Origin of the sequence: Acinetobacter silvestris, from assembly GCF_002135235.1 — a bacterium.
In the GTDB taxonomy this organism is placed as follows: Bacteria; Pseudomonadota; Gammaproteobacteria; order Pseudomonadales; family Moraxellaceae; genus Acinetobacter; species Acinetobacter silvestris.
In genome coordinates this window covers 475,003-501,249 of sequence record NZ_NEGB01000002.1, presented here as the reverse complement: position 1 = coordinate 501,249, position 26,247 = coordinate 475,003, and the positions used below count along the sequence as shown (strand labels likewise).

Sequence of the window (26,247 nt, the reverse complement as noted above, 5' to 3'; positions counted from 1 at the left end):
TGATGATGCCAATGAAGGCGTTATGATTCGTGGCGCATATTAGTGAAAATCTAATGTGTAAACACCCTGTGGTCGTGAGAACTAACATGGGTGAATGTCAATTACCAATTTGGCATTATCAATCATGGGTTTGCTTAAAAAGCATCCTGTAATGTTTTGCAATAGGAAATGGGTCCACAAATGCAAGAAGTTGCTGACGCAATGCGTCTCGATACTGAACTTTCCGCTGATAGTGCAGCGTATATTGAAGAGCTTTACGAGCAGTACCTATCTTCTCCAACATCTGTCGGTGATGATTGGCGCGAATATTTTGATAAATTTCCAAAAGGTGACCAACCGCACGGAAATATTCGTGAGCAATTCTTATTATTAGGTCGTAATTCAAATCGCGTTCAGGCCGTTGTTCAAAGTGAAGTAAGTACTGAGCATGAACGTCGCCAAATTGGCGTATTGCAACTGATTGCGGCTTATCGTAATCGTGGTCATCAAAAAGCAAAATTAGATCCTTTAGGTTTGGCTAAACGTGAAGACGTTCCAGATTTAGATCTTGCTGCGCACGGTTTAACCAAGTCAGATTTAGACACAGTATTTAATGCAGGTAATCTTGCATTAGGTAAGGCTGAGGCGACTTTGGGTGAAATGGTGAATGCCATGGAAGCAACATATTGTGCTTCTATTGGTGTTGAATACATGCACATTGTTGATACCAAAGAAAAACGTTGGATTCAACAGCGTCTAGAAGGCGCTAAAGGTCAGTTTGGCTTTACTGCAGAACAGAAAAAACATGTTTTAGAGCGTTTAACCGCAGCTGAAGGTCTAGAAAAATTCCTAGGCAATAAATATGTTGGCGCGAAACGTTTTGGTGTTGAAGGCGGTGAGTCTTTCATTCCAATGGTCAACGAACTAATTCAACGTGCAGGTGCTGTAGGTTGTAAAGAAGTCGTGATTGGTATGCCACACCGTGGACGTTTAAACTTACTTGTAAACATCATGGGTAAAAACCCTGCTGATTTATTTGGTGAGTTTGAAGGTAAATCAATTCATAAGAAAGGTTCTGGTGACGTTAAGTATCACCAAGGTTTTTCTTCAAACGTAATGACTCCAGGTGGCGAAGTTCACTTGGCATTGGCGTTTAACCCATCGCATTTGGAAATCGTTGGACCTGTAGTTGAAGGTTCTGTACGTGCGCGCCAAGTACGTCGTAAAGACATTGGTGGTGATGACGTATTACCAGTCATCGTTCATGGTGATGCAGCATTTGCAGGTCAAGGTGTTAACCAAGAAACCTTCCAAATGTCACAAACGCGTGGTTATACCGTAGGTGGTACGGTTCATATTGTGGTGAATAACCAAGTTGGTTTTACTACATCTGATCCACGTGATGCGCGTTCTACAGAATACTGTACCGACATCGCTAAAATGATTCAGGCACCAATTTTCCATGTGAATGGTGATGATCCTGAATCTGTCATGTTTGTTGCTCAATTGGCACATGATTTCCGTCATACATTCCGTAAAGATGTTGTGATTGACATGTTCTGCTACCGTCGTCGTGGTCATAACGAAGCGGATGAGCCAGCTGCAACACAGCCAATGATGTATCAAGTGATTAACAAAAAAGCGACTACACGTACGCTTTATGCAGATCAATTGGTTCAACAGAATGTATTAGATCGTGCAGCAGCGGATCAAATGGTAGAGGACTACCGTGCAGATTTAGAAGCGGGTAAACACGTTGCGAATGCATTGGTACTTGAGCCAAACGAAAAAATGTTTGTCGATTGGACGCCTTATTTGGGTCATGATTACACTGATGTTTGGGATACGACTTTCCCAATCGAGCGTTTGAAAGAGCTTGGCACGAAAATGCGTGAGCTTCCAGAAGGCTTCGTGATGCAACGTCAGGTATCTAAAGTGATTGATGATCGCTTGAAGATGCAAACGGGTGAAATGCCATTGAACTGGGGTGCTGCAGAAGTTTTGGCTTATGCAACGATTCTTGATGATGGTTATTTGGTTCGTTTAACGGGTGAAGACGTTGGTCGTGGTACTTTCTCGCACCGTCATGCGAAATTACATAACCAAGTTGATGGTTCTGTTTATATTCCGCTTTGCCATATTAAAGAAAACCAACCACGTACTGCAATTTATGACTCATTATTGTCAGAAATGGCGGTTCTTGCATTTGAATATGGTTATGCAACCACTTTACCGAAAAGCTTAGTAATTTGGGAAGCTCAGTTCGGTGACTTCGCTAACTGTGCACAGGTTGTGATTGACCAGTTCATCGCTTCAGGTGAAACCAAATGGGAACGTGTGTGTGGTTTAACCATGCTTCTTCCACATGGTTTTGAAGGTCAAGGACCAGAGCATTCATCTGCACGTTTAGAACGTTTCTTACAGCTATGTGCTGAAGACAACATGCAAGTGATTACACCGACTACGCCAGCACAGATTTTCCATGCTATGCGTCGTCAAGCAATTCGCCCAATTCGTAAGCCAATGATCGTGACTTCACCGAAGTCATTGCTTCGTCACAAACTTGCAACGTCTACTTTGGAAGAGCTTGCAACGGGTACATTCCAAACTGTGATTGATGAAGTGGATCAAATCAGCAAAGCAGACGTAACGCGTCTGGTTCTTTGTGGTGGTAAAGTTTATTACGATTTACTTGAAAAACGTCGTGAACAAAACTTGAATATTGCGATTGTACGTGTTGAACAATTGTATCCATACCCAGAACAACGTCTTGCAGAAGTGCTTGCGACTTATCCAAACATTCAAGAATTAGTTTGGTGCCAAGAAGAGCCGAAAAACCAAGGTGCTTGGTTGTTTATCGCACCACGTTTATATGAAGGCGTGATGAAATCTGCTCAACAGATTCGTATTAGCTATGCAGGTCGTGAAGCTTCTGCTGCACCGGCTTGTGGTTCACCATACTTACATGCAAAACAACAAGCTCAGCTCGTGAATGACGCATTAGCGATCGTAGCTGAACAATCAGGAGATTCTAAATAATGGCAACCGAAATTAAAGCACCGGTATTTCCAGAGTCAGTTGCTGACGGAACAATCGCAACTTGGCACAAACGACCAGGTGAAGCTGTATCACGTGATGAAGTCATCTGTGATATTGAAACTGATAAAGTTGTTTTAGAAGTTGTTGCTCCTGCTGATGGTACGATTTCTGCAATTATCAAAAATGAAGGTGATACGGTACTTTCTTCTGAAGTCATTGCTCAGTTTGAAGAAGGTGCTGTATCTGGCGCTGCTCAAACTCAGGCAGTTCAGTCTGAACAGAAAGTTGAGCAAGCTGCTGCACAAACTGAAGCGGGTGCTTCACCTGTGGTTGAACGTGCTCAGGTTCAAGATCAAGCACCGGCAGTGCGTAAAGCTTTAACTGAAACGGGTATTGCTGCTGGTGATGTTGCAGGAACTGGTCGTGGTGGTCGTATTACTAAAGAAGATGTTAGTAATCATCAAACAAAACCTGCTGTTTCGCCATTAAGCGTTGCAGTTGGTGAACGTATTGAAAAACGTGTTCCAATGACGCGTCTTCGTAAACGTGTTGCTGAACGTTTGCTTGCTGCTACACAACAGACTGCAATGCTCACTACATTTAATGAAGTGAACATGAAACCAATCATGGAAATGCGTGCTCAATTTAAAGATGCGTTTGAAAAACGTCACGGTGCACGTCTTGGCTTCATGTCATTCTTCGTTAAAGCTGCGACTGAAGCGCTTAAACGTTATCCAGCAGTAAATGCATCAATTGATGGCGAAGACATTGTTTACCATGGTTACTATGACATCGGTGTTGCTGTATCTTCAGAACGTGGTTTAGTGGTTCCTGTTCTTCGTGATACAGACCGCATGAACTATGCTGAAGTTGAAAACGGTATCCGTGCATACGCTGGTAAAGCGCGTGATGGTAAGCTTGGTATTGAAGATATGACTGGTGGTACGTTCACGATCACGAATGGTGGTACTTTCGGTTCATTATTATCTACTCCGATTTTAAATACGCCACAAACAGCGATTTTGGGTATGCATAAAATCCAAGATCGCCCTATGGCTGTAAATGGTCAAGTAGAAATCTTGCCAATGATGTATTTAGCACTTTCTTATGATCACCGTTTAATTGATGGTAAAGAAGCTGTAGGTTTCCTTGTGACCATTAAAGAATTGTTAGAAGAGCCAGCTCGCCTAATTCTTGATCTTTAATACTTACCATTAAAAATAAAATCCAAGATAGAGCGATCCTCTATCTTGGAGCTTGGAGATAAAAATGTCTCAACAGTTTGATTTAGTTGTAATCGGCGGTGGACCAGGTGGTTATGAAGCGGCAATTCGTGCGGCTCAATTGGGTTTCAAAGTTGCTTGTATCGAAAAACGTATTCACAAAGGTAAACCATCTTTAGGTGGTACATGCTTAAACGTGGGTTGTATCCCATCAAAAGCGTTGCTTGATTCTTCACATCGTTATGAAGATACAGTGCATCACTTAGATGATCACGGTATTACCACCGGTGACGTGAAGTTTGATCTTGCAAAATTACTTGCACGTAAAGACAAAATTGTTGACCAACTTACCATGGGTATTGATGGTCTTCTAAAAGGTAACGGTATCGAGTGGTTAAAAGGTACAGGTAAATTACTTGCAGGTAAAAAAGTAGAATTTGTATCTCACGAAGGTGAAACTCAAGTTTTAGAGCCTAAGTACGTGATTCTTGCAACGGGTTCTGTGCCAATTAATATCCCATCAGCACCAGTTGATCAAAATATCATTGTTGACTCAACTGGCGCACTAGAATTCCAAGAAGTACCTAAGCGTTTAGGTGTGATTGGTGCAGGTGTGATTGGTCTAGAGCTTGGTTCTGTTTGGCGTCGTTTGGGTGCTGAAGTTGTTGTATTTGAAGCAATGGATGCATTCTTACCAATGGCTGATAAAGCCTTGGCAAAAGACTACCAAAAACTATTGACTAAACAAGGTCTTGATATTCGTGTTGGCGCGAAAGTTGCTGGTACAGTAGTCAATGGTTCAGAAGTTACTGTTCAGTACACCCAAGGTGGCGAAGATAAAACTCAAACTTTCGATAAGTTGATTGTTTGTGTAGGTCGTCGTGCATACGCTGAAGGTCTATTGGCTGATGATTGTGGTATCAAACTGACTGAACGTGGTTTGGTTGAAGTGAACGATTGGTGTGCAACTTCAGTTGAAGGCATATATGCAATTGGTGACTTGGTACGTGGTCCAATGCTTGCACATAAAGCAATGGAAGAAGGCGTAATGGCTGTTGAACGTATTCACGGTCATGCTGCTCAAGTCAACTATGACACGATCATTTCTGTGATCTACACACACCCGGAAGCGGCGTGGGTCGGTTTAACTGAACAGCAAGCTGTCGATAAAGGCCACGAAGTTAAAACGGGTCAATTCGGCTTCGCTGCAAACGGCCGTGCAATGGCTGCTGGTGAAAATGCTGGTTTCGTGAAGTTTGTTGCTGATGCGAAAACAGATCGTTTACTGGGTATGCACGTGATTGGACCTGCTGCGTCTGATATCGTTCATCAAGGTATGATTGCACTTGAGTTTGTATCTTCTGTTGAAGATTTACAGTTGATGACTTTTGGTCATCCAACGTTCTCAGAAGTGGTGCATGAAGCTGCTCTGGCGGTGGATGGACGTGCGATTCATGCGATTCAGCGTAAACGTAAGTAAGATGAAAAAAAGAGCGGCTTAGGTCGCTCTTTTTACATTTGGTGGTTGTTTTTATTGGAATAATCATCTAAAAATAAAGATAAGAAAGATTTTAAAAAATGCCAATACTGCTTTGACGGATGTCTGGGTGTTGGTTTGTTATAACAAAGCAAAGAAGTAGTAAAAGGTAAATAAATGAATCTACACGAATATCAAGCTAAAGCACTGTTAAAACAATATGGTATGCCAGTTCAAGAAGGTATTCTTGCACACAATGCAGAAGAAGCAGTGGCAGCATTTGAACAATTGGGTGGTAAATTTGCAGTCATGAAAGCCCAAGTTCATGCCGGTGGTCGTGGTAAAGCAGGTGGTGTTAAAGTTGCAAAATCTAAACAAGAAGTGGCTGATTATGCGAATAACATTATTGGTACACGTTTAGTCACTTATCAAACGGATGCCAATGGGCAGCCTGTTCATAGTATTTTAATTTGTGAAGATGTCTATCCAGTAGAGCGTGAATTATATCTTGGAGCAGTGGTAGACCGTTCATCTCGTCGTGTGACTTTCATGGCATCAACCGAAGGTGGTGTCGAAATTGAAAAAGTGGCAGAAGAAACCCCTGAAAAAATTATAAAAGTTGAAGTTGATCCTTTAGTTGGATTAATGCCTTTTCAAGCGCGTGAAGTCGCTTTTGCTCTAGGTTTGAAAGATAAGCAAATTAATCAATTTGTAACGATTATGACTGGTGCATATAAGGCATTCGTTGAAAATGATTTTGCATTATTCGAAATTAATCCACTGTCTGTTCGTGAAAATGGCGATATTCTTTGTGTTGATGCCAAAGTAGGGATTGATTCCAATGCTTTATATCGTTTACCTGAAATTGCAGCAATGCGTGATAAATCACAGGAAAATGAGCGCGAGCTGAAAGCCTCTGAATTTGACCTTAATTATGTGGCACTCGAAGGTAATATTGGCTGTATGGTAAATGGTGCAGGTCTTGCTATGGCAACCATGGACATCATTAAACTGTATGGAGGGCAACCAGCAAACTTCCTTGATGTTGGTGGTGGTGCGACTAAAGAGCGCGTGATTGAAGCATTTAAAATTATTTTGTCAGATACATCAGTACAAGCTGTTCTGATCAATATTTTTGGTGGAATTGTACGTTGTGACATGATTGCAGAAGCAATTATTGCAGCGGTTCAAGAAGTAAATGTGACAGTACCTGTGGTTGTTCGCTTAGAAGGTAACAATGCTGAGTTAGGTGCGAAATTACTAGATGAATCGGGTCTTAAATTGATTTCTGCGAATGGCTTAGCTGATGCCGCAGAAAAAGTTGTTGCTGCAGTAAAAGCGTAAGGAGTATCAATCATGAGCGTATTAGTAAATAAAGACACCAAGGTATTGGTACAAGGTTTTACCGGTAAAAATGGGACATTCCATTCTGAGCAAGCGATTGCATATGGAACAAAAGTGGTCGGTGGTGTAACACCCGGCAAAGGTGGTCAAACGCATATTGGTTTGCCTGTATTTAATACCATGCAACAAGCGGTAAGTGAAACAGGTGCGGATGCTTCTGTTATATATGTACCTGCGCCTTTTGTTTTAGATTCGATTGTTGAGGCTGTAGATTCAGGTATCGGTCTAATCGTGGTGATTACAGAAGGTGTTCCCACTTTAGATATGTTAAAAGCAAAACGCTATTTGGAAACATATGGCAATAATGCAAGATTAATTGGACCCAACTGTCCAGGTATTATTACACCGGGTGAATGTAAAATCGGCATTATGCCAGGTCATATTCATCAACCGGGTAAAATTGGGATTATCTCGCGTTCTGGTACATTGACTTATGAAGCTGTTGCGCAAACAACTAAGCTCGGTTTAGGTCAGTCTACGTGTATCGGTATTGGTGGGGATCCAATTCCGGGGATGAATCAGATTGATTGCTTAAAATTATTCCAAGAAGATCCACAGACTGAAGCCATTATTATGATTGGTGAAATTGGTGGTACTGCTGAAGAAGAAGCGGCTGAATACATTAAGTCACATGTAACTAAACCTGTTGTTGGCTATATTGCGGGTGTAACAGCACCTAAAGGTAAGCGAATGGGGCATGCTGGAGCGATTATTTCTGGTGGTCAAGGGACTGCTGAAGAGAAGTTTGCAGCATTTGAAAGAGCGGGGATGGCATATACACGCAGTCCAGCAGAGCTTGGCTCAACCATGTTGAAAGTGCTTCAAGAAAAAGGCTTAGCTTAATTGCTGAGATATAAAAAAGCCCGAAAGGGCTTTTTTATTGACTGAATTTATATATTGATTATATCTGCTGGCTGAGAATGGCTAGTCTTATGAATAGTTATTCAGTGTGTGGAATGATGGAAGCAAGGGTATAAATTAAAAGAGTGGAACGCCAGTTTAACTTCAAAGTAATTTGAACAAATAATAAACAGGTTGGTACAATAAAAAACGAGATATGCCTGAATTCTACATCTCTTAGCGTTAATTTAAAACTATACAAGATACTAGTTGAGTATCAGCAATGAGCAAAATAATCTTATTAAGTTTAGTTGTCATTTCTTTAACTGGCTGTGCGTCATCACCTTATGATCATTATTATTCAAATGGCTATTATGATGGATATTATGACGGCTATAGTATTTATGATTATGGTGGTTATGATCGCGGTCATTCCCGAGATTGGAATCATCATGACAATAAAACTGGCTCAGACGATGGAAGAGGTCACCATCCATCAGATGGCGGTAGAAACCACTCAGGCGGAAACGAAGGCCGTTCAGGTGGTGGAAATGGTCATTTTGGTGGAAATGAAGGTCATTCAGGCGGAGATGGAAACCATTCAGGTGGAAATGGAGGCCATTCAGGTGGCGGAGAGGGTGGCTTTGGCGGAAATGAAGGTCATTCTGGTGGAACACATACAAGATAATATTAAGTTTGTTAAAAAAGGCTCTATAAGAGCCTTTTTTTAATTGTTTTGCTTTTGAAATAATCCAGCTCGTACAGCACCTGCTTTAGTTTCTTTAATGAGCTGCCAACTACTCGGGAGTTGTAACTGATGTAAATCACAATCAGCCTCAACATAAATATGACCCTGATCTTTAATGAGATGATCAACAAGGTTTGCAAGTTCTTGCCATAAATTTAAACTGTAGGGTGGATCTAAAAAGACTAAATCAAAGTTGGTTTTTAACGTCGGAATAGCCAGTTGTGCCGTTGTTAGCATGACTTGGCAATTTGAGGATTTTAATAATTGAATATTTTCTTTTAAAATTTTCGCTTGGCTGTGATTTGGCTCAATCATTACGACATTTGCAGCACCACGAGATAAGGCTTCAAAACTTAATGCACCTGAACCAGCGCATAAGTCCAGCACTTGCGTATTTTGTACATCCCACATTAACCAGTTAAACAGTGTTTCACGAACACGATCAGGGGTGGGTCTTAGCCCCTCGATACTGGCAAAAGGAAGAATACGACGTTTCCATTCACCACCAATAATGCGAAGTTGATTTTTTCCCTTATTCACTAATTTCTGCCTGAGTCGTCTGTGCTGATGGTTGAGTCTGAGTAGTCGGTTGATTTGGTGTTGTTACATGACCTTGTGGTTTAGGTTTCACTGTATTTGGATGTGTATTTAAACTCACCTCACTGCTGGCTAACTCACCTGGTTTAATACCCGCGGTCATTAGGCCACCGCTCACTTCATGATTGGTCGGTAACACCGGATTTTTTTTCTTTTGTAATAACCAATAGTCAAAAATAGGTCGAGCCAGTTGAGCCGCAGAACCACCATGTTTACCGTTTTCCCAAATGATGGAAATTGCAATTTCAGGATTCTCAGCTGGTGCAAATCCAACGAATAAACCATGGTCAAGCTGACGTTCATTTAATAACGCTTCGTTATAACGTTTACCTTGTGCAATACTTTTGACTTGGGCTGTACCTGTTTTCCCTGCAATTTGATACATGGGGGTACGTATACCACGTCCAGTACCCGATTGAATCACATCCACCATGGCATCGCGCATTTTAATCCAATCCTCTTCAGTGCCACTGAAATTAATTTTACCCGTTGGTGCATTAAGAACAGGATGGATTTTTGCTCCTTTTGTCGAACGTAAGACATGTGGGATGACATGTGCGCCATGATTGGCGGTAATTGCAGTTGCCATAGCGAGCTGTAATGGTGTCGCCGTAAAAGCCCCTTGTCCGATACTCACAGAAATGGTTTCACCTTTAAGCCATTTACTTTTTCGGGTACGCATTTTCCATTCAGGACTTGGATATAAGCCTTCACTTTCGCTCGGTAAATCGACGCCTGTTTTTGCACCAAAACCAAACTGGCGCATCCAGTCATTCATTTTATCAATACCCATTTGGTACGATAAAATATAAAAATAGGTGTCGCATGAAATCACAATGGATTTATGCATATTTACACTGCCATGACCTGTTTTTTTCCAGTCACGGAATTTATGTGAATCGCCGGGGAGATGAAAATATCCAGGATCAGCAATAGCAGTAGACCAATCTACGGTTTTATAGTGAATACCGCCTAATGCTTCCATGGGCTTAATGGTTGAGCCAGGAGGGTAAGAGCCTTGTACAGCACGGTTATATAGAGGTTGGTCTAAGTTATCTCTTAACGCACTATAATCATCATGCCCAATTCCAGTGACAAATAAGTTTGGATTGAAACTTGGGCTAGAGACTAAAGCTAAAATTTCACCCGTTCGTGGATCTATGGCAACAATTGCTCCACGACGACCTGCAAGTTGTTCAGCCGCGATGGTTTGTAATCCATAGTCTAAAGAGAGATATAAATCATTACCGCGAGTCGATTCTTTACGGCCTAAATGACGGAGGACGTTGCCATGTGCATCCGCCTCAATAGATTCATAACCGGGTATGCCGTGTAAAAGATCTTCATAAGATTTTTCGACCCCAATTTTTCCTATTAGATTGGTGCCTGCATAAGACTCTTTATCAATGGCTTTTAATTCTTTATCGTTAATTCGCCCGACATAACCAATCACATGCGCAAACAATTCACCATGTGGATAGTAACGCGTCATTTGCGTTTCAATATCTACACCAGGAAATTGAAACTTCACTTCACTGAAGCGCGCAATATCTGTTTCTGTTAAATTGAGCTTAAGTGTTACCCGTTCAGTCTTCTTCGCAGTTTTAATTCGACTATGAAAACGTTCAATATCTTCTTCTGATAAACTCAGAATCGGAGTTAAACGTTTTACTGTGTCATCGGTATCTTCAACATCTGCTTTGCTTAATGTTGCGGTAAAAATGGGGTAGTTATCTGCCAATAAAATACCGTTACGATCATAAATATAACCCCGAGCAGGTGCGATCGGTTGTAAACGGATTCGGTTTTTGTCTGCAGCTTCACTGAATTCTTGATGATGCACAATTTGTAAGTAGGCATAGCGCACCACCAGTAAAATCAAAAAGAATGAAACGATGCCAATGGCAAAAAAGACACGACTCCGAAAGATGCGCTTTTCTTGTTGAACATTTTTAAGAGGAAACTGCTGCTTCATACGTATTGGCTTTCGAACTGAATGTGAGGGCTATCTAAGGCGCAACATTTTACCTCAGAATGAGAGCAATGAATGTAAATAAAAGAAAATACTTCTCAGCCTAAAATATAGAGGACTTTGACTTTGCAGACAGTAAATTTCTAGTGTTTTGTATATGAGTAGCGCGATAATTCTGTTAAAGTCAAAAAATTAAGGAAAATAGACTTGACCCAAAAATAAAAGGGACCACGGAGAAAATAATGAGAAAAATCTTTCCCTTAATTCTGCTTTTGGCAGCAGGGAATTGTGCATATGCTGGAACTTCTGACTACCTACCTGAAGCTAAATTAAAATCTGAAGATGCGTCTATGTTTAATGTAGGTGCAGGCATGACAATGAAATTAGTGCATGTCAATGGTGAGTGGGTTAATCCGTACGGTATTGCTTATGCAAAAATCGGTGCTTTTATGAATGGTGCTCATGAGTTTGGTGGTCAATTAGGTTTTAGATATCCTACTTTTCTAAATGGTACCGATAAAAATGGTTTTTATGTAGGTGCATATGGTGGCCATATTAAAAGTAGATCTACAGATCATGGCGACAAGACCCAGCTGGGGTTAGGTGCTGATTTAGCCTATGTCCTATTAAATAAAGAACGTATTAGTACCTTTAGTATTGGTATGGGTGCGGGTAAAGAAGTAACTTCAGGGAATACTGTCGTATTTGAGGGTCGACCAGAATTTCAAGCGTCTTATTCATTAAGCTTTGGATTTTAGTTACCCATTACAATTGATAATCCGTCATCGACCGCAAATAGAAATAAATACGAGAGTCATGCATGTTTGAATACGTTAGTGATTTGTGGCAAGCTTTTACAAGTAGACCAGATCATCTCGCAATTTTAAGTATTATCCCTGTAACCGCGTTTGTAACTTGGGCACATGTTTGGATGGCACTTAAGATGGTGTTTTATCCGATTACGTTCTGGGGTTTTCATATCGGACCATTACCTGTGGGATGGCAGGGTATTGTGCCACGTAAAGCGGGACGTATATCAGGCATTATTACAGACAATACCTTATCTAAATTGGGGTCGCTAAACGAATTTCTTCAAGCGATGGATCCTGAAGATATGGCGCGCATCATTGGTGAACAAGTGGGCTTTGAGCTTGAACACTTGATTGATGAAGTGATGCTTGAACGTAATGCTGTATTGTGGGAAAACTTACCGTATTCGATTAAGCGCCGAATTTATTCTCAAGCACAACGTGAAATGCCTGAAATTTTAAAAGGCTTAGTGACTGAATTAACTATGAACGTTGAGTCACTCGTGAACATGAAAGAAATGATTGTTCGCCAAATGGAAGGTGATCGTCGTTTAATGGTGCGTATGTTCCTAAAAGTGGGACAAAAAGAAATTAATTTTATTTGGCATATTAGTGCTGTGATTGGAAGTTTCTTTGGTATTTTTCAAATGTTTGTGTATGTATATGTACCACAGCATTGGACCGTACCATTTTTTGCTGCTGTTTGGGGGTTTTTAACCAACTGGATTGCAATTTGGATGGTATTTAATCCGATTGAGCCGCATTATATTCGTTATCCACAATTTTTTGCGCGAACCACGGATCATAAGTTTCCTTGGATTAAGCCAGTAATTCCACGCATTGGTACATATAATGTACAAGGTGCGTTTATGAAACGCCAAGAAGAAGTGTCGGATGTCTTCGCCAGTGTAGTCACAGAAGACTTGATCACGCTAAAATCGATTATGACCGAAATGATGTATGGGCCAAAGAAAGATAAGACACGCCGTATTATTAAACGTCATGTCAATGGTATTATGGAAACTCCATTAATTCGTACAGCATTGCAATTGTCAATAGGGCCAACTGAGTATGCTAAATTAAAGACAGACTTGATTGATCGCTCAATTGAAATTACGATGGTGCCTGTATGCGATCCCGCTTTTAATGCGAGCCGTGCACAGAAAATTTTTCAAATGTTTAGAGAGCGAATTCGTGAATTAACACCTAAGGAATTTCAAAATTTATTACGTCCAGCATTTCAGGAAGATGAATGGATTTTGATTGTACTCGGTGGTGTAACAGGATTTTTTGCAGGCTTAATACATTTGTTTGTGGCTTTCTTATAATTAGATGCCGTAACGATGTCGACTTTCTCATTTAGTGAAAGTCGACATAGCGAAAGGTATCATACACATTGTTTTAAAAGAGGATGTTTTTTTATGCGCATTATATTACTCGGACCACCTGGAGCAGGTAAAGGTACACAAGCTCAGTTGATCTGTAAGCGCTATGATATCCCACAAATTTCAACCGGTGATATGCTCCGTGCTGCGATTCGTGAAGGTACTGAATTAGGTCTTAAAGCTAAAAGTGTAATGGATGCTGGCGGTCTAGTATCTGATGAACTGATTATTGGTTTAGTGAAAGAACGTATTGCACAACCTGATTGTGTCAATGGTTGTATCTTTGATGGTTTCCCACGTACTATTCCTCAAGCTGAAGCTTTAGAAAGCGAAGGCATCAATATCGATCACGTGATTGAAATTGAAGTGCCTGATGAAGAAATCATTAAGCGTTTGTCTGGCCGTCGTCAGCATGCAGCTTCTGGCCGTGTTTACCACACCATCTATAATCCACCTAAAGTGGAAGGTAAAGATGATGAAACAGGTGAAGAACTTGTACAACGTCCAGATGACCAGGAAGAAACGATTCGCAAGCGTTTAGGTTCATATCATGCAGAAACGGAACAATTGGTTGGTTTTTACCAAGGTCGTGCTGCTTCAGGTGAAAATGCGCCAACCTATGACAAACTTGATGGCTTGCGTGCGATTGATGATGTTCAAAAAGAATTGTTTGCGATCTTAGATCAATAAGACCGTATAGACAAAAGTATTAAAGCGTTTACTTGAATGCTTTGACAATAAAAGAGTCCTAAGTCATATTAGGGCTCTTTTATTTTGATGATATGGAGTAGAGACTTTGCTTAAAGTTGCTCTTATTGTGATGGTGATTTTCAGTATCGCTTTATTACTTTTTTTATTTTATCAAAGTCAAAAGTTACTTCGTCAAACGCTGAAACAAGCCAATCAAGAACGCCGTCAGCTAAAAGGAAATTCTCAAGTGCATCCTCAACTCGCAGAAGAGTGGAAAAGACTTGAACAAATGAAAAAGAAATTGGCTGATAAAGACCAGTAAATTGAATGGGCTAAATATTTAATTTAGCCCATTTCATCTATATGATGTACCTTGATTGGGCGTGCAGCACCAAAGTCAAAACGATCGGGCCAATTACACACATCTGAAACGATACATTCATGACATTTAGGTTTGCGGGCAATACAACAATAACGTCCGTGTAAAATTAGCCAATGATGTGAGTCGAGAATAAACTCCTTGGGAATGACTTTAATGAGTCGTTGTTCGACTTCTATGACATTTTTCCCCACCGCAAGCCCCGTACGATTTCCAACACGGAAGATATGAGTATCTACAGCCATAGTAGGTTGACCAAAGGCTGTATTTAACACGACGTTAGCGGTTTTACGCCCTACACCCGGTAAGGCTTCTAAATCTGCGCGATTATCAGGAACTTGGCTATGATGCTTTTTAATCAATATTTTACACGCCTTAATCACATTCTCAGCTTTAGAGTTATATAAACCGATTGTTTTAATGTATGTTTTAAGTCCCTCTACACCTAAGGCATATATTGCTTCAGGGGTGTTGGCAATAGGAAAAAGCTTATCCGTTGCCTTATTAACACTAATATCGGTAGCCTGTGCAGACAACGTAACTGCAACTAATAATTCAAATGGGCTAGAATAATTTAGCTCAGTTTCGGGGTGTGGGCGTTGTTCACGTAAGCGTTCAAAGAATATTTGAATCTGCTTTTTGGTCATATTTTTTACAGTCATAATGATTCGTCCTGTAAAACTGACAATTGTAATTGTAAGTCATGTAGTTGCTGTTGTTTTTTGTCATCAGTACGAACGCTTAATTGCTTTTCTAATTTCTTAATTTGCGTACGTAATTTTGCCAGTTCAATGGTTGTTTTCGCATCAATAGGGGAAGATATAGTTTCTGATTTTTGTAGCATTTCAATGGAAGGTAATGCTTTATTTTCTTGAGTCATTTGAGAAAAAAGTTCGGAATCAATTGCAGCACGAACGACAGGGCCTTTACGGTTTATCTGGCGTTTTTCTTCACGTTGAATGTGCGCATAATAGCGGTTACGTAAATCATTTTCTTCTGCAATACGAATATTTTCTGTAGGAATTGATCGAATATCTTCGATTAAATCAATACAGTCTACTGGACAAGGGGGAATACATAGCTCACATCCAGTACATAAGTCTGTGAGTATAGTATGCATTAGTTTACCTGAGCCAATAATTGCATCGACTGGGCATGCACTAATACATTTGGTACAGCCGATACACTCATCTTCACGAATGATAGCTTTCATTCGCTGTGGTCGACCATCGGCTTGAATTGGCCAAACACTTTGCTCTGCGATTAATTTTTCTCTATTTAATAAATGGGCTAACGCATCAGCAACGGGTTGTCCACCAGGAATGCATTTATTGGCTGCTTCGCCTTCAGCAATAGATTTTGCATAAGGTAAGCAACCATCTCTATGCCCACACAGTCCACATTGGGTTTGAGGCAGTAAGACATCAATTTGTTGAATGAGTGAGATTTGCAGATTCATGATCAGAATAAAACTTATAAAAAACGGAAAAATTTTGAACCGAATAGTTCAAAAATATGGATGAATATTAGCATGATTTAACAGACTTTGTTGTGCGCTATTTCAGCTCTAAAAATGCGCTATTTTTAAGCAGTAAATATAATGTATTTTTTAACAAAAATTGATCAAATTGACAGAAATGACTGCTAAGATTGAAAAATAAGTTGTTGAAATATAGTGTTATTGGAAAATACTTGTGAAAAAGTGTTGTAGATTGTGTACAAAAGATATTAAATACTTTGCGCCAAAATATTACATACATTTTAATAATTTGACCAATTTTGATACACCCTTTTGCTGAGGATTGAGCGTTGAAATATACTAACCTGAATGACTTCTTAAATTACGTGCAATCACGTGATCCAAATCAACCAGAATTTTTACAAGCCGTTGAAGAAGTAATGACCAGTTTATGGCCATTCATTGAAAAGCACCCACAATATGCAGATTACGGTTTACTAGAACGTTTAGTTGAACCTGAACGTGCAATTCAATTTCGCGTGTCATGGATTGATGATAAAGGGCAAACTCAAGTTAACCGCGCTTTCCGCGTTCAATATAATTCTGCAATTGGTCCATTCAAAGGGGGGATGCGTTTTCATCCGTCAGTGAATTTGTCCATTTTAAAATTTTTAGGTTTTGAACAAACGTTTAAAAATGCTTTAACCACACTGCCTATGGGGGGCGGTAAAGGCGGTTCTGATTTTGATCCTAAGGGTAAATCAGACGGCGAAATTATGCGTTTCTGCCAAGCATTAATCGTAGAGCTCTATCGCCATTTAGGTTCAAATACTGACATCCCAGCGGGTGATATTGGTGTAGGTGGTCGTGAAGTGGGTTATATGGCGGGTATCATGAAGAAGCTCAGCAATGACACTTCATGCGTATTTACCGGTAAAGGTTTATCTTTTGGTGGATCATTGGCACGTCCTGAGGCAACTGGCTTTGGTACAGTTTACTTTGCTGAAGAGATGCTTAAAACACGTGGTGAAAGCTTCCAAGGTAAAGTGGTTGCAATTTCAGGTTCTGGTAACGTTGCGCAATATGCAGCTGAAAAAGCAATATTTTTAGGTGCGAAAGTGGTTTCACTTTCTGACTCTAATGGTACTGTGTATTTAAAAGATGGTTTCACCGATGCACTTCTAGTAGAAGTGATGGATTTGAAAAATGTGAAACGTGGTCGTATTTCTGAATTTGCTTCTAAGCACGGTTTTGAATATTTTGAAGGACGTCGTCCTTGGGGGATTAAGTGTGATATCGCACTGCCATGCGCAACTCAAAATGAATTAACTGAAGAAGATGCAGTGACTCTTCTTGAAAATGGTGTGATTTGTGTAGCTGAAGGTGCAAACATGCCTTCAACTTTGGCAGCTGTTGAAAAATTCGTAGAAGCGAAGATTCTATATGCACCAGGTAAAGCATCAAATGCAGGTGGTGTTGCAACTTCTGGTCTAGAGATGTCGCAAAATTCACTTCGTTTAGGTTGGACTTTTGAAGAAGTGGATGAGCGTTTACACGCGATTATGAAAGAAATTCATCGTAACTGTGTGAAGTTCGGTACGAAAGAAGATGGTTCTGTCAATTATGTCGATGGTGCAAACATTGCGGGCTTTGTAAAAGTTGCGGATGCGATGTTGGCTCAAGGTGTATTCTAAGTTCTAGAATATTCTAAAGAAAAAACCGATGCATTTGCATCGGTTTTTTATACAGCGATTATTTCTTAGTGATTGTTTCACGTTCAATAATCATATCTTGTACATAAGCATATTTCGATTGATCCGCAGCTGGATTTTTAATTTCATAGCGTTTTACACGAACGATTTGACGCTCAGAAGGGATATGAGTGAACCCTTCAATATGGTTATAAAATAGTGTCCAATCTTGATCTACACGTGATTTAACACCATTCTCTGCATATTTAATCTCACGGACTTGTAAGCAGGCCTGTGGTGCAACACCAGAGCATTGTTTCGTTTCAGGTGAAATTTCTAAGAAGATTATTTCAGCTTGACTCTGATATTGAGTTTCAGGCGTCATTTTGCCTTCAAATACAACTTTTTGACCTGTTGTATCTAGAAGCGTTAAGCTTGGTTTATTTACATCTTGTGTATCTAAAATAAATGGAATCGTACGTTTAGCAAAAAGTGAGCTTGAGAATTGTTCTTGCTTCATCAACTCTGGTGAACACGCCATCATTGTTGACATCAAATCAGCAGTGACAATTTGACCTTTCTCAATTTTCCATGATGTACCTTGATTATTACAACCCGTCGCAATGCTTAAACGTTGTTGATCATCAAAATTTAACACGATTGGCTGATCTGTACCTTGTGGTTGAAATGACCATTGATAAGCAGAAAGTGTTTGATCTGCATGACTTTGCTGTTGTAATACTTTCACGGCAGTCTCTTTGACAGTATTGATGTCACTAGATTGGCAAGCGGCCAAAGCAAAAGGGAATAAGGCAATGACTAAATATTTGAATTTCATCTTTTAAATAATTTCTTACAAAACTTAAGATTAGCTTAAAGTAAAAACCTTTAAAAGATATGGATAAATTTTTGGTTTTAAGTTTCAAAATGTATCTATCTAGCGAATATTTAGACGATTAATTACAAAAACTTATCATTAGTCGAAACGATAAATGTCCATGCCTAAAGCTCCCATCGAAAAACTACTGTGGACGATGCTAAAGCGAGGTCCTGTTCCCATTGCAAAAAACAGTGGGGCAAAGTGTTCTATGGTCGGATGATTACGCTTAATATAAGGAAGAGTTTGCCAGGCTAAAACAGCATCATAATGATTATGATTGAGTTGATTGACCACATGATTTCTAAAGGTTGATGCCCACTCTGGAACAGATGAATCCTGACCTTGCCATGAAAGTTCAGCTAAATTATGCGTAATACTACCTGAACCAATCAATAGAATTTGCTGCTCACGTAATATGGCAAGGGTTTGTCCAATTTTATAAATTTCATCAGCATTCATATGCATCGGTAAAGAAATTTCGATGACTGGAATATCAGCTTCAGGATACATATGTAATAGTGGCATCCACACGCCATGATCACGTGGACGCGTACTATTGGCGTGTGCAGGTATGTGTGCCTCTGCTAAAAGATGCAGGATTTGTTCTGCAAGTTCTGAATTTCCAGGCGCTGGATAACGCATTTCATAAAGTTCTGCGGGAAAACCACGGAAGTCATGCCATGTTTCAGGACGAACGGCAGTGCTGACTTCTAAGGCATTACTTTCCCAATGCGCCGACATCACCACAATTGCGATAGGCTTGGGTAGATTTAAGCTTAGCCGATGTAGTGCAGGGCCCACTTGTTCAGGATCAAGCGCAAGCATGGGTGAACCATGAGAAATAAATAAACCAGGGAGAGTTTGTAAGTTCATATCTATACGTCTAATCTGAAGAGCAGAATACTATCATGCAGAAAAAAAGGAGGTGAATACAGTACTTAGTATTCAACGTATTGTTTTAAAAATGCAACGTTGCTGTAGATGTATTTAACCTGCACGGTGGTAAGGATGATTATGATTAATGCTCATAGCACGATAGAGTTGTTCAATCAGCATGACACGAACTAAAGGATGTGGCAGGGTCAGTTTTGAGAGTGACCAATGCCATGCCGCCGCTTTACGTACGGCCTCAGAGTGACCATCAGGGCCACCAATGGCAAGGACAATATCATTACCCTCTAGCATCCAACCTTGCATTGTCTCAGCGAGTTTTTCAGTACTAAATTCACGTCCACCGACTTCTAAAGCGATGAGAACCTCATTACTTTTAACTGCATTGAGAATACTATCGCCTTCGATTTGACAGTATTTCAAAATATCGGCTTCAGAATCATTTTTGCCACGTTTCGCCATCGGTAATTCAATAATTTGAGTCTGTACAAAAGGTTGAATCCGTTTGAAGTAGTCTTCAAAGCCAGTCAGTACCCATGCAGGCATTTTTTGACCAATGGTCAGAATTCGAATTTTCATAACAATTTCAATTTAAAATATTCAGTCAATTATAACGTTGAATCGAAGATTGAGTTGCGTTATATAAGTATCGATTTAAAAGGTGAGTACTAATTCATCAGCTTAAAGATGAAATAAGTGTAAAAAATGCGAAATCATTTTGATTATTGATGGATAGTTTAATTTGAATAATCAGGAGCTTATTTTTTGATATTAATGAGTGCAGGGCTGACTAATTGATATTGCAAAAAAGTTTTTGAAAAAATAAGCGTTGTTGTTAATTTTAGCTAGCAATAAATTAAAAATTATTGGTTTGACGTGTCTGTTTTGTCTGAGTTTTAGAATCATTAACGGATAAAAAAACGCAGTCCTAAAGGGGTTAATAGGGCTGCGTTTTAACGCTTCTCTCTCTGGAGAAATAGAAAAGCGTTAAAAAAACTGAAATCACAGTAGCAGTAGATGTTGTCTAACTAATTTATATATGGCGTTAATTAGATATTTTTCAAGTAGAGTTTTAAGTAGAACATAACTTTTCTATTTAAAAAATTACTGCTCACTGAGTATTTAAATCATGAACAGTCTTTGTGTTATTGCATTGAATGTATTCCAAATATATTACCTTCAGTATCAAGGGCCAAAACAATAAAGCCATATTCACCAATCGACATTTTATCTTGGTGAATTTTTCCACCTGCATTTTCAACGCGTGCTGCTTCAATTGCGCAGTTTTGACTTGAAAAATAAACAACGGTGCTATTACCTCCTGCTAAGATACCTTCCATTTGTACCAATGTGCCTGTGGTGCCGTATTGATTCATATCCGATGGAAAGGCCCACATTTGCATAGTAGGGGCGGTTGGAGAACTGAGTAGGTTTAATTGTATATTGAGGACGGTTTGATAAAATTGCTTAGCACGCTCGATATCATTGACATAGATTTCGAACCAACAGACTGGATTGGTCATGGGATATTCCTTTTTATATAGGGAACATTTGAACTTTATATTTTATGCCGATGTGCTGAGATGATCCTGAAATGTACTTTTTGAAACAAAAAAAGAGAGCCGAAGCTCTCTTTTTTATTTTATCTGTTAATGACGGGCTGCTTTACCTTCATCAACGGCTTTTACAATTGGTGCTTTGACTAAAGGTGTTGGTTTTTCAATTAAAGCTAAAGCAAGAATCTCATCGATATTTTTTACGGCTTTAATTTCCAAACCTTCTTTAACATTGTCTGGAATTTCCACAAGATCTCGAACGTTTTCTTGTGGAATGAACACCAGTTTAATGCCACCGCGGTGTGCAGCTAAAAGTTTTTCTTTTAAGCCACCAATGCGCATAGCACGGCCACCGAGGTTGGTTTCACCTGTCATCGCAATATCTGCACGGATTGGAATTCCCGTAAATGCAGAAACCAAGGCTGTGGTCAGTGCTAAACCAGCAGATGGGCCATCTTTTGGTGTTGCACCTTCAGGTAAATGTACATGCACATCTGTTTCTTCAAATCTTGATGCTTCAATGCCAAGTTCATCTGCACGAGTACGGACCACGGTCATCGCTGCAGTAATGGATTCTTTCATGACATCACCGAGTGAACCAGTCGTGATGAATTTTCCTTTACCTTTCACAGCAGCAACTTCAATAGACAGTAACTCACCACCGACTGAAGTCCAAGCTAAGCCATTCACACGACCGATTTGAGCTTCTTCTTCCGCCATACCGTAGTCGAACTTATGTACGCCTAAGTAATCGGGTAAGTTTTCAGTCGTTACATCGATATGTAAGTTTTTGGCTTTTTTGCTCACGGCTTCTTTGACCACTTTGCGGGCAATCTTAGAGACTTCACGTTCTAAGCTACGCACACCAGCTTCGCGTGTATAGCGACGCACGATGTCACGAATCGCTTCTTCATGTATGGTCAATTCTTTGCCACGTAAACCATTATTTTTAATGGCCTTAGGAACTAGATAGCGGTCTGCAATATTGACTTTTTCATCTTCGGTATAACCCGGTAGACGAATCACTTCCATACGGTCAAGTAATGCTTCTGGAATATTCATGCTGTTTGCAGTACAAATAAACATGACTTCAGATAGATCAAGATCCAGATCTAAATAGTGATCGTTAAATTTACTGTTTTGCGATGGATCAAGCACTTCAAGTAAAGCAGAAGCAGGATCACCGCGATAGTCCTGTGCCATTTTGTCAATTTCGTCGAGCAAGAATAAAGGATTCTTCACGCCGACTTTTGTCAAAGATTGCACGATTTTACCTGGCATCGCACCGATATAAGTACGACGGTGACCACGAATTTCTGCTTCGTCACGTACGCCACCTAAAGCCATACGGACAAACTCACGACCAGTTGCCTTGGCAATAGATTCACCGAGTGATGTTTTACCGACACCTGGAGGACCTACTAAGCAAAGGATTGGGCCTTTGAGTTTTTTCACACGTGATTGAACCGCAAGATACTCAACAATACGTTCTTTAACTTCATCTAGACCATAATGATCTGTATCCAAAATTTCCTGAGCTTTTGGCAAGTTAATGCTCACTTTGCTCGCTTTATTCCAAGGCGTATCTAAAATTGCCTCGACATAATTACGAACGACAGCGGCTTCACTTGAAGCAGGTTGCATCGCTTTGAGTTTACGGAATTCACTTTCAGCTTTTTTACGCACATGTTCAGGTAAGTCAGCTTCAGCAAGACGCTTTTCAATTTCAGCAACGTCGTCTTCAGCACCGCCGTTCATATCGGATAATTCACGCTGAATCACCTTCATCTTTTCATTGAGGAAGTATTCGCGTTGATTTTTTTCCATTTGGCGTTTTACGCTGTCATGCAGAGTTTGTTCAATTTGTTGTTCTTCAGATTGTTGCAACAAATAGATCATTAACTCTTGTAAATGTTCTTCAAATTCATCATGTTCTAAAAATTTTTGTTTGATATCAATATTCAAAGGCACACGTGTTGCGACAAAGAATAATAATTGTAGTAAATCTTCAATTTTATTTGCGGCAGCAATGAGTTCACGTGCATTACGTAATTTTGCTTCAGCATATTGCGCAAATAAAGCACGCAATTCTTCGATACGAGCAAATTGGGTATCTTGATCAACCGATACAGTCATTGGGCTAGGTGCATGTTCAGCCGATAAATACTCATCATTTTCGATGATTTTGACCAGTTTAGAACGATGTAAGCCTTCAATTAATACTTTTATACAGTTTTCATCATTTTCATGATTCACAACTTGCACGATCTTCGCGACAGTACCGTATTGATACAGGTTGTCGTGATCAATTTCTTCTGTAAGCGAATCTCTTTGTGCAACTACAAATACTAAATTGTCACTGTTACGCGCCACGTCAACTGCATTGATCGATTTTTCACGACCGACAAATAACGCAATTTGCATGTGTGGATAAACCACAACATCGCGGAGCGCTAAAAGTGGTAATACGCTTGGAACTTGTAGTTCTAAGCTGGTTTCATTCATAATAATTTCAGACATGGGCACTCCTAATGAGTAACAATGGTGTTGCCATGTTTTTATAGTGATGTGTATTTAAAAAAATACAAGGGCTTTGCCAAATAAAATGTTTAAAAAATGCTAACTATTTGATTATTTAATGGTCATGCTAAATTCTATTGACCTAAATGACGTTTAAAGCGATAGCTTGAACTTGGTGTGATCAATCCGTCTATTGGTTGATCCCACGGATTGCGAGTTAACAGCGTGTTACTGAGTTGAAAATGATGCGCTAAACCTAAACGATAAGGTTTGTACGGAGCAGATGCTAAAGTGCGATCATAAAATCCACCACCCATCCCGATACGTGTCCCTAATCGGTCACATGCGAGTAAAGGCATAATGAGTAAATCAAGTTGAGAGACATGCAGCCCACGGCTCGACATAGGTTCGAGCATGCCTAAACGATGCATCGAAAAACGTTTATTTTTATAAAGTTGCTGTGTAATACGAACCCAAACTAGATGTTGGTTCATATTACAAATCATAGGCAAATAAACAGCCTTATGTCGTGTAAAACAATAAGTAATGATTTTATCGGTAAAAATTTCTCCAAAAGCATTTAAATATAATCCAATTTTATGACTATGTTCAAATTCTGGATATTGCCTTAATAGATTGAGGATTGTATTTTCAGACTGCCTTTGTTCAAACGTAGAGATCTTGAGACGTTTTTTTCTGAATTTTTGTCTTAAGGCTGCAATTTGATTCGACATACTTGAAAATTTAATAATGCTTCAATGATGCAATTGTAATTGAAAATAGTTGGGTAGAGGAAATAAAGTGGTTTTTCTCAATAAAAATATACTTTTAACGTCGTGGTGAAATTTATATTAATAGTTTTATAAAATTACTATAGCTAACTAATTGTATTGATATTTATGTATATTTTTAAGCAATAGAAATTAAAGTGATTCACTTTAAAAGTTAGGGCTGTGATTGAAAAAATGACATCATATTTAGTTGATGTATTTACGATTAATAATCGTTATTCCTTTTTAAATTAAACATCATGTTTAATAAAGTTTATCTTTTCTGACAAAATTTGAATGATGTAAGCCAATTCAAGTTAAAGGCAGTTTATATAAGGTAGAAATGAAGTTAAAGTCATGTGTCATGGATGTTAAACAAAAAAAAACAGGATAAAAAATATGATGCTTTCCAAGCTTAGCGCACACGATATTTTACGATTAAAAGGATTTAAAGTTTCACTACTGACGTTGATTTTATCAGGAGTCAGTTTATGTACTACTTTTACCTATGCAGCGTCTAGCCCAGCAAAACTTGATTTAACTTTGTCAGAGCATTCTAAGAAAAAAATTAAAAGCTTAATGGATGATCCAAAAGTCTGGCAGCAAATTCCAAAACAAGTGACATTATGTGTGTACTCGCCTGATGGTGTGAATGGTGAGGCATTTGAACAAGCGACGACTTATATTAGTGAATTGCCCCGAATTGCATCTGTTGCAAAAGAATTTGGTGTAGACATGAAATTAACCCGTCCTTCAAAATTACAAATGAATATTGATTTAAATTATCCAAAATTGAAAAAAACAGCATCAACAATCATTACTTTAAAAGTCTATACCGATGAACGGGTACTTACTGAAGATTTTCGCAGTAAAAAATGTGATGGGGCAGGGATTAGTAACATCCGAGCGCGTCAATTTAACCCATTTGTGGGCAGTATTGATGCAATTGGAGCTGTACAAAACTATAAGCAATTAACCGCCGTGATGCAGATTTTGGCTCGTCCTGAATTTGATGCCAAAATGATCAATAAAGATTATGAGGTTGTGGGTATCGTCCCACTTGGTGCTGCTTATATTATGGTCAATGACCGTCGAATAGATACACTAGCAAAAGCCGCAGGTAAAAAAGTAGCCGTCATGAACTTTGATGGAACACAGAAAAAATTAGTGCAAAATGTGGGGGCTCAACCTGTATCAGTTGATTTGTTGACGGTTGGTGGAAAGTTTAATAATAGAGAAGTCGAGGTGATGGCAGGTCCTGCACTATTATTTAAACCGCTTGAACTGTATAAAGGCATGACGGATAAATCAGGCAAAGTTGTTGGCGGAATTATTAAATTTCCATTGATTCAAGTCACTGGTACTTTAATTATGCAGCGTAATAAATTCCCTGCTGGTATGGGATCGATTGCGCGTGAAATTATTTCGAAACAACTCAGTCCAGCTTTTCAGTTTGTAGAAAAAATAGAGAATGATATCCCTGATAAATATTGGATGGATATTCATGAATCGGATAAACCTGGTTATATCAAAATTATGCGTGAAGCACGCATTCAAATGACCAAAGAAGGTTTTTATGATGCCTCAATGATGAAAATTCTGAAAAAAGTACGTTGTGGGCAAAATCCAAGTAGTTTTGAATGTGCGCTAACGGATGAGTAACGATAATGATGAGCACCTAATTTTTATATGTGCTCATTCTACTTTTGCTTTGGAACTTTAGAGTTGAAAGTAAATTTAATTTAGTGATTATAATTCAATTGGTTGTAGTAAGGTTGCAACCAATTTTTTTAACGTAAAGCTTTATAAAATAAAGAAATTGTATTGGTTTTGACTTGTTGACTATAAATTATCTTTTAGGTGGGAAATTTTTTAAACCTTGGTTTACATAGAGATATCCAGATTTCTGTTAATAAAATCATGTAAAAAATCAATTTA

General features: G+C 39.3%; 22 protein-coding genes. 12 read left to right on the top strand and 10 right to left on the bottom strand.

What is annotated here, in order from left to right; translation table 11 throughout:
* Positions 1 to 180 precede the first annotated feature (180 nt).
* The 6 genes from B9T28_RS05560 to B9T28_RS05535 all read left to right on the top strand — a co-directional run bounded on the left by B9T28_RS05560 (position 181) and on the right by B9T28_RS05535 (position 8,693).
* The gene (locus tag B9T28_RS05560; RefSeq protein WP_086203051.1) at positions 181 to 3,018 is read left to right on the top strand and encodes a 2-oxoglutarate dehydrogenase E1 component; all 2,838 of its coding nucleotides are present in this window, start codon (positions 181 to 183) and stop codon (positions 3,016 to 3,018) included.
* The gene (gene odhB / locus B9T28_RS05555; RefSeq protein WP_086202949.1) at positions 3,018 to 4,223 is read left to right on the top strand and encodes a 2-oxoglutarate dehydrogenase complex dihydrolipoyllysine-residue succinyltransferase; all 1,206 of its coding nucleotides are present in this window, start codon (positions 3,018 to 3,020) and stop codon (positions 4,221 to 4,223) included. The genes B9T28_RS05560 and odhB overlap by 1 nt, the downstream gene beginning before the upstream one ends.
* Before the next feature lie 64 nt (positions 4,224 to 4,287).
* Positions 4,288 to 5,721, top strand: coding sequence for a dihydrolipoyl dehydrogenase (lpdA, locus tag B9T28_RS05550; RefSeq protein ID WP_086202948.1), 1,434 nt, complete (start codon positions 4,288 to 4,290; stop codon positions 5,719 to 5,721).
* Positions 5,722 to 5,895: 174 nt separating this feature from the next.
* Positions 5,896 to 7,062: an ADP-forming succinate--CoA ligase subunit beta gene (sucC, locus tag B9T28_RS05545; protein ID WP_086202947.1), complete on the top strand. Its 1,167-nt coding sequence runs from the start codon at positions 5,896 to 5,898 to the stop codon at positions 7,060 to 7,062.
* A 12-nt stretch (positions 7,063 to 7,074) separates the two neighbouring features.
* A complete protein-coding gene (gene sucD / locus B9T28_RS05540) occupies positions 7,075 to 7,965 on the top strand; it encodes a succinate--CoA ligase subunit alpha (RefSeq protein ID WP_086202946.1) in 891 nt (296 codons plus the stop codon).
* A 374-nt stretch (positions 7,966 to 8,339) separates the two neighbouring features.
* Positions 8,340 to 8,693, top strand: coding sequence for a hypothetical protein (locus B9T28_RS05535; RefSeq protein ID WP_143222595.1), 354 nt, complete (start codon positions 8,340 to 8,342; stop codon positions 8,691 to 8,693).
* On the opposite strand, the gene rsmD is transcribed toward B9T28_RS05535, so the two are convergent.
* Positions 8,690 to 9,250 (bottom strand): 16S rRNA (guanine(966)-N(2))-methyltransferase RsmD, encoded by a 561-nt coding sequence (rsmD, locus tag B9T28_RS05530; protein ID WP_086202944.1) that lies wholly within the window; start codon positions 9,248 to 9,250, stop codon positions 8,690 to 8,692. The genes B9T28_RS05535 and rsmD overlap by 4 nt on opposite strands.
* Positions 9,243 to 11,282, bottom strand: coding sequence for a penicillin-binding protein 2 (gene mrdA, locus B9T28_RS05525; protein WP_086202943.1), 2,040 nt, complete (start codon positions 11,280 to 11,282; stop codon positions 9,243 to 9,245). Before mrdA ends, rsmD begins: the two co-directional genes overlap by 8 nt.
* Positions 11,283 to 11,521: 239 nt before the next feature.
* Between mrdA and B9T28_RS05520 the strand changes: the two genes are divergently transcribed.
* The 4 genes from B9T28_RS05520 to B9T28_RS05505 all read left to right on the top strand — a co-directional run bounded on the left by B9T28_RS05520 (position 11,522) and on the right by B9T28_RS05505 (position 14,485).
* Positions 11,522 to 12,037, top strand: coding sequence for a hypothetical protein (locus B9T28_RS05520; RefSeq protein WP_086202942.1), 516 nt, complete (start codon positions 11,522 to 11,524; stop codon positions 12,035 to 12,037).
* Positions 12,038 to 12,099: 62 nt separating this feature from the next.
* Complete coding sequence (locus tag B9T28_RS05515; protein WP_086202941.1) at positions 12,100 to 13,416, top strand: DUF445 domain-containing protein; 1,317 nt, start codon at positions 12,100 to 12,102, stop codon at positions 13,414 to 13,416.
* A 93-nt stretch (positions 13,417 to 13,509) separates the two neighbouring features.
* Entirely contained in the window at positions 13,510 to 14,163 is a 654-nt protein-coding gene (gene adk, locus B9T28_RS05510; RefSeq protein WP_086202940.1) for an adenylate kinase, read from the top strand.
* A 106-nt stretch (positions 14,164 to 14,269) separates the two neighbouring features.
* Complete coding sequence (locus tag B9T28_RS05505; protein ID WP_086202939.1) at positions 14,270 to 14,485, top strand: hypothetical protein; 216 nt, start codon at positions 14,270 to 14,272, stop codon at positions 14,483 to 14,485.
* Positions 14,486 to 14,508: 23 nt separating this feature from the next.
* Here B9T28_RS05505 and nth read toward each other — a convergent pair whose 3' ends face one another.
* The gene (nth, locus tag B9T28_RS05500; RefSeq protein WP_086202938.1) at positions 14,509 to 15,204 is read right to left on the bottom strand and encodes an endonuclease III; all 696 of its coding nucleotides are present in this window, start codon (positions 15,202 to 15,204) and stop codon (positions 14,509 to 14,511) included.
* Positions 15,201 to 16,001 (bottom strand): RnfABCDGE type electron transport complex subunit B, encoded by an 801-nt coding sequence (locus B9T28_RS05495; protein WP_086202937.1) that lies wholly within the window; start codon positions 15,999 to 16,001, stop codon positions 15,201 to 15,203. The genes nth and B9T28_RS05495 overlap by 4 nt, the downstream gene beginning before the upstream one ends.
* A gap of 350 nt (positions 16,002 to 16,351) precedes the next feature.
* On the opposite strand from B9T28_RS05495, the gene gdhA reads away from it, so the two are divergent.
* Entirely contained in the window at positions 16,352 to 17,695 is a 1,344-nt protein-coding gene (gene gdhA / locus B9T28_RS05490) for an NADP-specific glutamate dehydrogenase (protein WP_086202936.1), read from the top strand.
* A gap of 58 nt (positions 17,696 to 17,753) precedes the next feature.
* Here the strand turns inward: gdhA and B9T28_RS05485 are convergent, their stop codons facing one another.
* The 6 genes from B9T28_RS05485 to B9T28_RS05460 all read right to left on the bottom strand — a co-directional run bounded on the left by B9T28_RS05485 (position 17,754) and on the right by B9T28_RS05460 (position 24,273).
* Positions 17,754 to 18,530, bottom strand: a complete 777-nt coding sequence (locus B9T28_RS05485; RefSeq protein ID WP_086202935.1) for an META and DUF4377 domain-containing protein — start codon at positions 18,528 to 18,530, stop codon at positions 17,754 to 17,756.
* Positions 18,531 to 18,668: 138 nt separating this feature from the next.
* Positions 18,669 to 19,445, bottom strand: a complete 777-nt coding sequence (locus tag B9T28_RS05480; RefSeq protein ID WP_086202934.1) for a dioxygenase family protein — start codon at positions 19,443 to 19,445, stop codon at positions 18,669 to 18,671.
* Between the two features lie 114 nt (positions 19,446 to 19,559).
* Positions 19,560 to 20,042, bottom strand: a complete 483-nt coding sequence (rlmH, locus tag B9T28_RS05475) for a 23S rRNA (pseudouridine(1915)-N(3))-methyltransferase RlmH (protein WP_086202933.1) — start codon at positions 20,040 to 20,042, stop codon at positions 19,560 to 19,562.
* Positions 20,043 to 20,608: 566 nt separating this feature from the next.
* Positions 20,609 to 20,986, bottom strand: coding sequence for a VOC family protein (locus B9T28_RS05470; RefSeq protein ID WP_086202932.1), 378 nt, complete (start codon positions 20,984 to 20,986; stop codon positions 20,609 to 20,611).
* 126 nt (positions 20,987 to 21,112) lie between these two features.
* Positions 21,113 to 23,539: an endopeptidase La gene (lon, locus tag B9T28_RS05465; RefSeq protein ID WP_086202931.1), complete on the bottom strand. Its 2,427-nt coding sequence runs from the start codon at positions 23,537 to 23,539 to the stop codon at positions 21,113 to 21,115.
* Between the two features lie 134 nt (positions 23,540 to 23,673).
* Positions 23,674 to 24,273 carry a 5-formyltetrahydrofolate cyclo-ligase gene (locus B9T28_RS05460; protein WP_086202930.1) on the bottom strand — a complete coding sequence of 200 codons (600 nt, stop codon included), beginning with the start codon at positions 24,271 to 24,273 and terminating at the stop codon, positions 23,674 to 23,676.
* A 435-nt stretch (positions 24,274 to 24,708) separates the two neighbouring features.
* Between B9T28_RS05460 and B9T28_RS05455 the strand changes: the two genes are divergently transcribed.
* A complete protein-coding gene (locus B9T28_RS05455) occupies positions 24,709 to 25,971 on the top strand; it encodes a putative solute-binding protein (RefSeq protein WP_434057117.1) in 1,263 nt (420 codons plus the stop codon).
* Positions 25,972 to 26,247: the final 276 nt, after the last annotated feature.